General features: G+C 32.2%; 8 protein-coding genes, 2 tRNA genes and 1 rRNA gene. 8 read left to right on the top strand and 3 right to left on the bottom strand.

Annotated elements, in window-relative coordinates:
* Positions 1-145 precede the first annotated feature (145 nt).
* From rrf to lpxA, 5 genes are all read left to right on the top strand, one after another.
* Positions 146-255 (top strand): 5S ribosomal RNA (gene rrf, locus GQ47_RS16575).
* 74 nt (positions 256-329) lie between these two features.
* Positions 330-402: transfer RNA gene (locus tag GQ47_RS16570), tRNA-Phe, on the top strand.
* A gap of 6 nt (positions 403-408) precedes the next feature.
* Positions 409-494 (top strand) — tRNA-Leu (locus tag GQ47_RS16565).
* A 183-nt stretch (positions 495-677) separates the two neighbouring features.
* Positions 678-1,241, top strand: a complete 564-nt coding sequence (locus tag GQ47_RS16560) for a Crp/Fnr family transcriptional regulator (RefSeq protein ID WP_051951592.1) — start codon at positions 678-680, stop codon at positions 1,239-1,241.
* Between the two features lie 64 nt (positions 1,242-1,305).
* A complete protein-coding gene (lpxA, locus tag GQ47_RS16555; protein ID WP_035650743.1) occupies positions 1,306-2,076 on the top strand; it encodes an acyl-ACP--UDP-N-acetylglucosamine O-acyltransferase in 771 nt (256 codons plus the stop codon).
* A gap of 71 nt (positions 2,077-2,147) precedes the next feature.
* On the opposite strand, the gene GQ47_RS16550 is transcribed toward lpxA, so the two are convergent.
* Genes GQ47_RS16550 through GQ47_RS16540 form a run of 3 tightly spaced genes read right to left on the bottom strand, consistent with a single transcriptional unit; the run spans position 2,148 to position 7,699 of the window.
* Positions 2,148-4,571 (bottom strand): ABC transporter permease, encoded by a 2,424-nt coding sequence (locus GQ47_RS16550; protein WP_035650622.1) that lies wholly within the window; start codon positions 4,569-4,571, stop codon positions 2,148-2,150.
* Position 4,572: 1 nt separating this feature from the next.
* Positions 4,573-6,984 carry an ABC transporter permease gene (locus GQ47_RS16545; RefSeq protein ID WP_035650619.1) on the bottom strand — a complete coding sequence of 804 codons (2,412 nt, stop codon included), beginning with the start codon at positions 6,982-6,984 and terminating at the stop codon, positions 4,573-4,575.
* Positions 6,985-6,988: 4 nt separating this feature from the next.
* On the bottom strand, positions 6,989-7,699 hold the full coding sequence (locus tag GQ47_RS16540) for an ABC transporter ATP-binding protein (protein ID WP_035650617.1): 711 nt from the start codon (positions 7,697-7,699) through the stop codon (positions 6,989-6,991).
* Between the two features lie 272 nt (positions 7,700-7,971).
* On the opposite strand from GQ47_RS16540, the gene GQ47_RS16535 reads away from it, so the two are divergent.
* Genes GQ47_RS16535 through GQ47_RS16525 form a run of 3 tightly spaced genes read left to right on the top strand, consistent with a single transcriptional unit; the run spans position 7,972 to position 11,206 of the window.
* Positions 7,972-9,318, top strand: a complete 1,347-nt coding sequence (locus tag GQ47_RS16535) for a sigma-54-dependent transcriptional regulator (RefSeq protein ID WP_035650615.1) — start codon at positions 7,972-7,974, stop codon at positions 9,316-9,318.
* A 1-nt stretch (position 9,319) separates the two neighbouring features.
* Positions 9,320-10,648, top strand: a complete 1,329-nt coding sequence (locus GQ47_RS16530) for a sensor histidine kinase (protein ID WP_035650612.1) — start codon at positions 9,320-9,322, stop codon at positions 10,646-10,648.
* A gap of 54 nt (positions 10,649-10,702) precedes the next feature.
* On the top strand, positions 10,703-11,206 hold the full coding sequence (locus GQ47_RS16525) for an endonuclease V (RefSeq protein ID WP_035650610.1): 504 nt from the start codon (positions 10,703-10,705) through the stop codon (positions 11,204-11,206).
* Positions 11,207-11,218: the final 12 nt, after the last annotated feature.

Here is an 11,218-nt window from a genome sequence, read left to right as displayed (position 1 = left end):
GAAGAAACTTTCTAAACAAATACTTCTTTTCTTTATCTCAGTATGTTAAAATATTTGCCCGTCGCGGGCAGTGAATAGTAAAGAGTAAGTAGTGATTAGCTTAAAAACTAATTACTGATCACTAAGGACTAGTCACTAAAAACCTTAAGGTGGTTATTGCGGCGGGGCTCACCTCTTCCCATCCCGAACAGAGAAGTTAAGCCCGCCTGCGCAGATGGTACTGCAATTATGTGGGAGAGTATGTCGTCGCCTTTCTTTTGAGAACCCTGTTTCGTGAGTTACAGGGTTTTTTATTCTTTACTTTATTTATAGTAGTATAAATAATTTTAGGTACCTTAGCTCAGATGGTAGAGCAATGGACTGAAAATCCATGTGTCCCTGGTTCGATCCCTGGAGGTACCACATCATGCTCGGATGGTGAAATTGGTAGACACGCTGGACTTAAAATCCAGTGAACAGCAATGTTCGTGCGGGTTCAAGTCCCGCTCTGAGTACTAAAACTTCAATTGGCTTTGCTAATTGAAGTTTTTTTTTTGGAACAATCTCATTTTAATTTTTTGTATTTTGTCGTTTAGGGGGGCTTATTTGTATTTTAAAACCTTTTCATTTGGCTTTGTTATCTTTAAACTCTCTTCTTTAAAATATAATGATAAATTTGTTTCCTTATAAGTTACAGTATGAACGAGCTAATTACCGTTATAAATAGTTTTCAAAAGCTAGATGCTGACACTGAAAATGCGATTAGGAGATTTTTTGTTGAAGAAAAGTTTAAGAAGAACGATTTTATAATCCAAGAGCATAAAATATGCGACAAGATTTATTTCATAAGTTCTGGTGCTGTTCGGAGATTTTGTTTTGAGAATGATGAAGAAGTTACGAAGTGGATTTATACCGACAATCAATTTGTAACTTCCATGAGTAGCTTTTTTGAGCAAAAACCTTCTTTTGAAATTTTTCAGGCTTGTGAGGAAACAGTTGTCTATTCTTTATCATATTCTGACGAACAGCTTTTATTGGAATATCCTTTATTTTTAAAATTTCACCTTAAGCAGCTGCGGCATTATCTTTCTAGTATAAATGAATTTCATCATTTATTTCGTTTAATGACGGCTGAAAAAAAATATCTGTTTCTATTAGGATCATTCCCTCAAATTATTCAAAAAGCTAAGCTGAAACACATTGCTTCACTAATTGGTGTAAGCCAGGAAACCTTAAGCAGAATTCGAGCTTCAATTATTTGATATTAGATCAAGAAATAAACTTTTCTTTTTTTTAATATTTGCTTTGTTATTAAATTTAGGAATATTGAAAAATGTTGAAATAGATAAGAATGCAATTATTGGGAAAAATGCTCATTTTGGTAATTTTTCTACAATTGAAAATGATGTAATTATAGGCGATGACACCTGGATTGGTAATAACGTTACAATCTTAAGCGGTTCCAGAATTGGGAACAATTGCCAAATTCATTCAGGATCTGTAATAGGAGGAATTCCTCAGGATTTGAAGTTTGTGAATGAATATACTTTACTTGAAGTCGGTGATAATAATGTAATCAGAGAGAATGTTACTATAAATCGTGGTACTGCTTCAAAGGGAATAACTCGAATTGGAAATTTTAATTTAATTATGGCAAATGCTCATATAGGGCATGATTGTTTTGTTGGAAATAATTGTATTATTGGTTTTAGCGTTGGTATGGCTGGTGAAGTGATTGTCGAAGACTGGGTTAATATTAGTGGTCTGACTGCGATTCATCAATTTTCCAGAATTGGTGGTCATTGCATGATTAGTGGTTTGAGTAGAATTGTTCAAGATATTCCTCCTTATATAACTGTCGCACATGAACCTCTACGATTTGCCGGATTAAATATTGTTGGTCTTCGTAGAAGAGGTTTTTCTTCGGAGAAAATTGAAGAGATTAAATCAATTTACAGAATCATTTTTCAGGGAAATAAAAATACTAGACAAGCTTTGGGTTATATCGAACGAAATTTCAAACCTACTTTTGAGCGTGATGAAATTCTGAATTTTATTAAATTTTCAAAACGTGGAATTGTAAAAGGAATAGAATAATAAAGAGGCCCCAATTTTTTGTATTGGAGCCTTATATTTTATGAATTAAAATTAAAGATGAAATCAATTTTCTATTCGTATTTCAGGTATTTCAAGATATCTGTTTTAGTTGCCTGATATGCGCGAGCTAAAACAATTATTAAAGTTAGAGATAATAGGACAATAAATCCAGAAAGAAATGGTGTTATGGTAATGTCAATTCTAAATGCAAAATTTTGAAGCCATTTATTCAATAGGAAGTAAATGGGGAACAATGCAATTAAAAATCCTATTATACAGTACAAAATATATTGCTTAGATAATTCTTTGAGTAAAACATTTGTTTCAGCCCCTAGAGTTTTTCTGATTGCAATCTCTTTCATTCGTCTTTGGATTGAATACGATGCCAATGCAAATAATCCGAATAATGCGATAAGAATTACGACTATATTTAATAGTAAAAAAAGATTCTTTTGCTTGACATAAGACTCATATGTTCGTGCATATTCTTTATCGACGAAATCATATTTAAATGGATATTCTTTATCAACATTTGCTGTCCAGAATTTCTTGATGTTTGCAATTGTATTTTCAATATTTTGTGATTTTAATTTTACATAAACGACATTCATATTTTCAGCCATATGCAAGGTTTCGATATGATAAAAAGTCATCGGAGGAACTTTGACTTCAGGACTTAATAAATTGAAATCTTTTACGACTCCAATAATTTTTAAGTTTTGATTTCTAATCAGAATTTCTTCTCCAATCGGGTTTTTCATGTTCATCAACTTTGCAGCGGTTTCATTTATCATGATTGAATTTATAGTATCAGAAGCAAGTTTTCTATCAAGTCCTCTGCCTTGTGCCATCTTGATTTTCAACATTTCAAGCATCCCAAAATCTATCCCAATATGTTTTGCTTTAAAAAGTACATCGTGATATAAAAGTGGCGATAAGGAATTGTCTGCCCCATCAAAAGATACAAGTCCGGTCGAAACGTTTTCAACTCCTTCAATTTTGCTTAACTCTTGCTTTATTGTACCGTATTTATTGAAAATATTTTCATCTATGTTTTCTCCTTCGAAATCTGAAGGCAGAAGATTTAAGTCTATTGCAATCAATTGATTTCCTTTAAAACCAAGATCTTTATCATTTAAGTATTTTACTTGTTGATATACAATGTTTGAACCAATAATAAAGAATGTAGCAATAGCAAATTGAAAAATCAACATTCCGTTTCTAAGCCAAACTCCGTTTTTACTTCTTGCAAAATTACCTTTCAAGACTTTTAGGGTTTCAAAATTGGAAACGTAAACTGCAGGAAATATTCCAGCAACAAAAATAGTTGTAACAAAAATTAGAATAAGTTGTAAATAAAACTGGCTTCCAATAATCATTAAATTTTTATTTAAAAAATTATTGTAATACGGTAAAGTCAATTCTACAATTACGAGAGCTAAAAAGATTGAGAACAAACTAATTAAAGTTGTTTCAAAAATAAACTGAAATATAATATTGCTCTTTGATGCACCAATAATTTTGCGGATTCCCACTTCTTTAGCGCGTTTTATGGCATTGGCTGTAGCTAAATTTATATAATTGACAATCGATAAAATGAGAATTAAAATCGAAAGTCCCACCATAATAAGCAAAAATTGATAATTGCCTCGACCTTCAGGATAACCATCTGTAATAGATTGTAATCTCGCTTTTGAAAGAGGTTCCAAGAAAACTGTAAAATGTCCCACTTTTTTTGTCATTTCTTCGGGAGTAAAACCAGCTTGTTTTGCTTCTCTTACGATCACATCGTCATAATATGCTTTTTCGAGCATTTTACGAGTTTGTTCTACTTTTGATGGATCTTTTACTTTTAAAAGTATTTTTAAAGCAAATAAGCTTCGGCTTTGTGCCGGATCAGCAAGATCTTTCATCCGATTTACTACCACGTTTGGAGCAATCGAAGAATTACCAGGAATTTGATACACGGCACGAACTACAAACAAATTATCAAGACAATTGATTTGTTTGCCAATTGGATTTTCATTGCCAAAAACGCGCTTTGCAAGATTTTCGGATATTGCAATACTTGAGCCGTCTTTTAATGCACCGCCACCATTTCCCTGAACGATTTTAAAAGGAAACAGCGAAAAGAAATCACTTTCAACATTGATTATTTTATCAACTAATTCTTTTTTTCCTTTGTAAATTATTTTGCTTTTTTGATACCAGCTGTCCGCAAAAACAATGTTTTCGATATTGGCATCTTTTTCTAAATGCGCTTTTAATAATACGGTATTATCGGTGCCAACGGGCGTATCGGTAAGCTGAACTAAAACCTGATAAACATTGTCTTTTTCCGGATTCCAGGCATCGTAACTTTGTTCGTCGTTCCAATAAAGTAATGCGAAGATCAAGCCTGAAATTCCAATTGATAATCCTAAAACATTCAAAGCTGTAAAAAGCTTGTTATTTTTAATTTGGTAAATAAATATATTGATCCAGTTTTTCAGCATCTTATTCGTATTTTAAATATCGTAAAACTTCTACTTTTGTTACTTGGTACGCTTTTGCCAAAACAATGGTCAATGTCAGAAACAATAAAGAGACAAAAGCAGTTATAAATGGCAAAACCGGAATATCAATTCTGAAGGCAAAATTTTCCAGCCATTTTTGCAATAATAAATACGCCGGAATAATTCCGATTAGAAAACCAATTACACAAAAAATCACATATTGTCGTGACAATTCTTTGAGCAAAATATTGGTTTCGGCGCCAAGCGTTTTTCTGATTGCGATTTCTCTTAATCTTCTTTCCATAGAAAATGAAGCTAAAGCAAACAATCCGAAAACGGCAATAAGGATTACGATGATATTTAATAAGGCAAATAAGTTTCTTTGATTTTCATATTTTTTAAAATTTCGAGCGTAGTTTTTATCGACAAAATTATATTCAAATGGATATTCAGAATCTACTTTTTGTGTCCAGAATTTATTAATGCCAGCAATAGTCTCTGAAATATCATCCGGTTTGACTTTAATAAAGATATGTCTGATGTCATCTTTTACGCCATTAATTTTTGTGACATAAAAGAAAACCATTGGCGCAATTTGACTCTCAAGTCCGAAATAATTGAAATTTTTGACAACACCAACTATTTTGACTTTTTGATCTCGCCATAAAATGGTTTTGTTTAAAATATCTTTTTCCGGAATCATTTTGGCAGTTTCTTCATTTATAAGAACGGACGAAATTGTGTCTGAAGAAATAGCAGGATTTAATTTTCGCCCTTTTATTACTTTGATATCCAAAATGTCAAGCATATCTAAATCCATTGCCATTTCTTGTACTAAAAAGGGTTTCTCATTTTTGTAATTTGCGCTTGACCATGAATTTTCCTGAGATCCCATTGCAAATAATGCTGTTGAAACACCATCGACACCTTTTATTTTCAGGGCTTCTTGTTTTAAAACTTTGTATCTCTCATATTGCGTTTTTCCTTTTTTAGGTTTAAAGGTGATATCTATAACTTGTGATCCTTTAAAACCTAAATCTTTTTCGGCCATAAAATTGACCTGTTTGTAAACTATAAAAGAGCCAATGATGAAAAAGGTTGCAATTGCAAATTGTAAAACCAGCATTCCGTTGCGCAGCCAGATTCCTTTTTTGCTTCGGGAGAAATTTCCTTTCAAAACTTTTAAAACTTCAAAATTCGAAACATAAACAGCTGGCAAAACTCCTGAAACAAGAATGACAAGCAACGTAATTAGTATTAATTGCGTGTAGAATTGAGCGCCAACCAGAACCAAATCTTTATCTAGAAATGAGTTATAATACGGCAATAAAACCTCGACAAGAACCAATGCCAGTAAAGCAGAAAAAATCGTAATTAATGCCGTCTCAAATACAAATTGAATTACAATTTGTCCTTTTGTAGCGCCAGTAATTTTTCGTACCCCAATTTCTTTCGCTCTTTTTATGGCATTTGCAGTCGCCAGATTAATATAATTTACAATAGAAAGTGATAAAATTAAAATCGACAAACCCATTAAGATTAATAGATATTGCATGTTTCCGTTTGGCTCAGAAAAAGGAGTACTTCCGGTATATAATTTTGCTTCTGGTAAAGGCAATAAACTTGATTTTACAGGATCGCCGTACTTTTTTACAAATTCAGCTACGGTCATTCCTTCTTGTTTAGCGTACACTTTTGTGCAATTTTCGAAGAATAAATTATCTAACGTTTTTATAATTCTGCCTGTGGCATTCGGATTCTTAATTTTAAGAACCAGTCCGTAATGATAACTCCATTCATTTTTTGTTCGCTCGATGTCATCATCAATAACGGTTGTGACAGCTTCGGGCATAACAGACGATTTTTCAGAAAGATCATAAACGCCTCGAACAGTAAAAAACTGGCCATTATATTTGACTAATTTCCCCATTGGATTTTCTGTCCCGAAAAGTCGTTCGGCAGTTTTTTCAGATAAAGCAATACTGCTTCGATCCTGAATTGCTGTTTTGCCATTTCCATGAATAAATCGGTAAGGGAAAAAAGAAAAGAAATTACTTTGAGCAGTAAAAATCTTGTTTAGTACTTCCTTTTTGTCATGATATGAAATAACATCTTTAGCATATTCGGCATAAAAATAACAATAGCTTTCTACATCTGAAGAAATTGCTTTTAGCATCGGTCCAGTTGTTGCAGCATTAGAGGTCCAGATATTATTACCGCCAATGTCATTTAAGACCGAATAAATTTTGTCTTTTTCTGGATTCCATTGGTCATACGAATGTTCGTCGTTCCAAAAAAGAATCGCAAAAATCAACGTCGCCATTCCGATAGACAATCCCAAAATATTCAGGATCGAAAACAGTTTGTTGTTTTTGATATGATAAAAAAATGTGTTGATCCAATTTTTTAACATGACTCTAGTTTTTAGAATTTACTAAAACGTCAACATTTCTATGATTCTGTTTTTCAGAAAGAATAACACCATCTTTCATTAAAATGGTTTTTTGCGAAAAAGAAGCATCATAATCCGAGTGTGTAACCATCAAAATTGTTGAACCGCTGGCATGAAGATCAGTTAGTAATTCCATCACTTCATTTCCGTTTTTACTGTCCAGATTTCCGGTTGGCTCATCGGCTAAAATAATTTTCGGATTATTGATTAAAGCTCTTGCAACAGCCACACGTTGTTGCTGTCCGCCTGAAAGTTGTTGCGGAAAATGTTTTAATCTATGAGAAATTCCTAAAATTTTTGCCATCTCATTTACCTTTTGTTTTCTTTCAGAAGACGGAACATTGTTGTAAATCAAAGGCAATTCGATATTATCATAAACCGATAATTCATCAATTAAATTGAAGTTTTGAAAGATGAAACCGATATTTTCTTTTCTCGCTTTTGATCTTGATTTTTCTTTTAAACCTACCATTTCCTGATCAAGCAAAACATAACTTCCATCTGAAGCGCTGTCCAAAAGTCCAATAATATTTAATAAAGTCGATTTTCCACTTCCGGACGGCCCCATAATCGAAATAAAATCGCCTTGATTGATTGTTAATGAAATTTCACTTAATGCTCTGGTTTCTAATTCCTCAGTTCTAAATACTTTTGAAAGCTTTTTAATGGTAATCATAATGGATTGTTTTTAGTTTTGATTGATTTTCTCTTTTAGATTTTTCCCTTCGGAAGCAAAAGAAACGCGTCTGAAAATTAAGATAATTAACAATGCAATTTTTTGTTATTTTTACTTTCGAAAGGGCTTAATAATTAATGATTTACTAGTACAAATGTGATTTTTATGCCAAAAATTTAAACTTTGTAACTGCTTTATTTTTAATATTTTATTTTCTGAAAAAAAGCCTCACTGTCCATAAGTGGACACCTTTCGTCCAAAACCGAACAAAAATGAAAAAGACAAATGCATCAATTTTAATCATCGACGATCAGGAAGACATCCTTTTTGCGTCAAAAGTCTACCTGAAAAAGTATTTTGAGAACATTTATACACTCAATAATCCGAAAAATATTGTCGAGTTATTAGCAAAAAATACCATTGATGTTGTTTTGTTGGATATGAATTACAGAATTGGTTTTGAAGATGGAAAAGAAGGTTTGTATTTATTGAAAGAAATAAAAACGCTTTCGCCAAAAACGGTTGTGATTTTAATGACGGCTTTTGGAAAAGTGGAAACGGCTGTCGAAGGTTTAAAATCAGGTGCATTCGATTATATTTTGAAACCTTGGGAAAATAAAAAACTATTAGAATCGGTAAAACAAGCTGTTGATAAAGCAAGAAAAGAACAAAAGAAAATTAAAAGCCCGGAAATTGCTGATGACTTTTTTATAGGAAATTCTGAAATAATAAAAAAAGCGTATTCTCTTGCCGATAAAGTCGCAAAAACGGATGCCAATGTTTTGATTCTTGGCGAAAACGGAACTGGGAAATTCGTTTTGGCACATCATATTTATTCGCAATCAGAAAGAAAAAATCAGCCTTTTATTAATGTTGATTTGGGCGCATTGAATTCGAATATTTTCGAAAGCGAATTATTCGGATATGCAAAAGGCGCTTTTACCGATGCAAAAATCGATACGCCGGGACGTTTTGAAATGGCGCAAAATGGAACTATTTTTTTAGACGAAATTGGGAATGTTCCGCTTCATTTGCAGTCAAAATTATTGCAGGTTATTCAAACCAAAACCGTCACAAGATTGGGCGAAACAAAACCAAGACCTTTAAATGTTAGAATTATTACGGCAACTAATCTGAATTTAAAACTCGAAGTTGCCGACAAAAATTTCCGTGAAGATTTGTATTACCGAATTAATACAATGGAAATTATTTTGCCTCCGCTTCGAGAAAGAATTGAAGATAAAATTCCGTTAGCCGAATATTTGCTGGGAAAAATCAGTGAAAAATATGGAAGAAGCCAAATTACTTTTGACAAAAAAGTTTTGGAACAAATCGAAAAACACGCTTGGAACGGAAATATCCGCGAAATGGAAAATAAAATCGAGCGCGCCATTATTCTCTGCGAAAACAATAAAATAACAGTTTCCGATTTGGATTTGGAGCAAATCACCGAATATGAAAATCCGGATGATATTCAGCTTTCTTCAGTTGAAAAAGCTACAGTCGAAAAAGCACTTTTGAAACACAATAATAACATCAGCAAAACTGCCGAAGAACTCGGTTTGTCAAGAGGTTCATTATATCGTCGTTTAGAAAAATATAATATCAGAACCAATTAATATGCTTAAATCATTAAAAACCTATCAGCTTCTTTTTTTGCGGTTAATTTTGATTTTGGCCGGAATTGAATTTTCTATTTATCTGCATAAAATCAATTTTGTTTTTGCACCGATTTTTGGTTTTCTAATTGTTTTTCTGCTGATTATTGAATTGTATAATTATGTAAAAAGCATCATTTTGCTTTATGACAAAACGATTTCTTCAATTATTCAAAACGATTTTAGTTCTGATTTTTCGAAACATAAATCGGAAAAAAATGATTTGTTTCAGTTGTATGATATTTTAAAAAACAAGCAAAACGAGCAGGTTTCGAAAGACATTATATATACTTCGATTTTAAATAATATTGAAACCGGAATTATTATTCTGCAAAAACAGGAAAAAGATTGGAACGTTTTTTTGATGAACGATTATTTTTCGACTCATTTTAATGTCCCGAAATTCTCGAAATGGAAATATCTGAAAAGTCACTTGCCTTCATTATGCGATATTATTGAAAAAGATGATTTTCAGGAAATAAAAACGTCAATCGAAATCAGTATTAATCAGCAAAATTCCCAGACTTTTGTTTTGCAGGCGTCGCGCACTGAGATTTTTGAGAATGATTATTTTATTGTTTTATTAGATTCGATTCAGAATGTTGTCGAGAAAAAAGAGAAAGATGCCTGGATTAATTTGATGAAAGTGATTTCGCATGAACTCCTGAATTCAATAACTCCAATTCGTTCCATTTGTCAAAATTTGCAGGATTTGGTCGAACAGGATTCATTGTCTTCTGAAGATTTGGAAGACATCAAAAACAGTGTTGGAACCATGCTCAGACGAAGCGATCATTTGCAGAAATTTGTCGAAGGTTATCGAAAACTAGCGATGCTTCCTTCGCCTAAAAAGCAAAAACTAGAATTGAAAGATTTGGTGAATAATAGTCTCGATATTATGGAGCCAATGTTTAAAAAGGAAAATATCGAGATTGTAAATTCAATTTCGCGTCATTATTTCATTACGGTTGATGCACAGCAAATCGAACAAGTTTTAATTAATCTTTTGACGAATTCGATAAATGCTCTTAAAAAGACAAATCAAAAGCAGATTTTCATTTCGGCGGAAGCCAAAGAAAATAGGACGTTTGTGAAAATTTCAGACAACGGAACAGGAATCGAAAAAGAAATTGAAAACAAAATTTTCCTGCCGTTTTTTACCACCAGAAATGAAGGCGCCGGAATTGGTTTGACTTTATCCAAAAATATTATCGAAGCGCACGGCGGTTACATCAATTATAAAAATGAAAATGGAAAAACAGTTTTTGAGATTTGTTTGATTGAGAATTGAGAATTATTTTCTACAGAAATAAAATTATATTAGCAAAAACTATTTATTTCAATTATGATATTAGCCTTCGATACTTATTATTACGACAATAAAGCCAAAACAGTTTGCTTAGAATTTACAGAATGGAATCAAGAAAAAGATTTTAAAGTTCACACCGAAATTATTGATAATGTCTCAGAATATATTCCGGGAGAATTTTACAAAAGGGAATTGCCGTGTATTCTTAGTTTGTTGAATAATATCAATTTAAAAGAAGAAACGATTATAATAGTTGATGGTTTTGTATATTTAGACGACGATAAAAAATATGGTTTAGGCGGACATTTATATGAAAAGCTAAACAAGAAAATTCCAATTATTGGTGTTGCTAAAACGAATTTTGCAAGCATCGAAAAAGATAAAAAACCTTTATTTAGAGGCGATAGCAAAAAACCTTTGTTTGTGACTTCTATCGGAATTGATTTGGAAGATGCTTTTCAGAAAATTGAAAGTATGGCCGGCGAATTTCGAATTCCTACTTTATTAAAAGAAATGGATCGGCTGACAAAGGAAATATAAATTGAATTCAAT

The sequence above is a fragment of the Flavobacterium sp. ASV13 genome, assembly GCF_000745775.1.
Taxonomy (GTDB): domain Bacteria; phylum Bacteroidota; class Bacteroidia; order Flavobacteriales; family Flavobacteriaceae; genus Flavobacterium.
Note: the sequence above shows the minus strand (reverse complement) of the source record. Positions and strands in the feature narration are given on the sequence as shown.

What these genes read in the sequence shown, in the direction of transcription:
- GQ47_RS16560 (WP_051951592.1), top strand. Translation starts at nt 678, where the DNA reads ATGAACGAGCTAATTACCGTTATAAATAGTTTTCAAAAGCTAGATGCT.
- GQ47_RS16550 (WP_035650622.1), bottom strand. Translation starts at nt 4,571, where the DNA reads ATGCTGAAAAACTGGATCAATATATTTATTTACCAAATTAAAAATAAC.
- GQ47_RS16545 (WP_035650619.1), bottom strand. Translation starts at nt 6,984, where the DNA reads ATGTTAAAAAATTGGATCAACACATTTTTTTATCATATCAAAAACAAC.
- GQ47_RS16540 (WP_035650617.1), bottom strand. Translation starts at nt 7,699, where the DNA reads ATGATTACCATTAAAAAGCTTTCAAAAGTATTTAGAACTGAGGAATTA.
- GQ47_RS16535 (WP_035650615.1), top strand. Translation starts at nt 7,972, where the DNA reads ATGAAAAAGACAAATGCATCAATTTTAATCATCGACGATCAGGAAGAC.
- GQ47_RS16530 (WP_035650612.1), top strand. Translation starts at nt 9,320, where the DNA reads ATGCTTAAATCATTAAAAACCTATCAGCTTCTTTTTTTGCGGTTAATT.
- GQ47_RS16525 (WP_035650610.1), top strand. Translation starts at nt 10,703, where the DNA reads ATGATATTAGCCTTCGATACTTATTATTACGACAATAAAGCCAAAACA.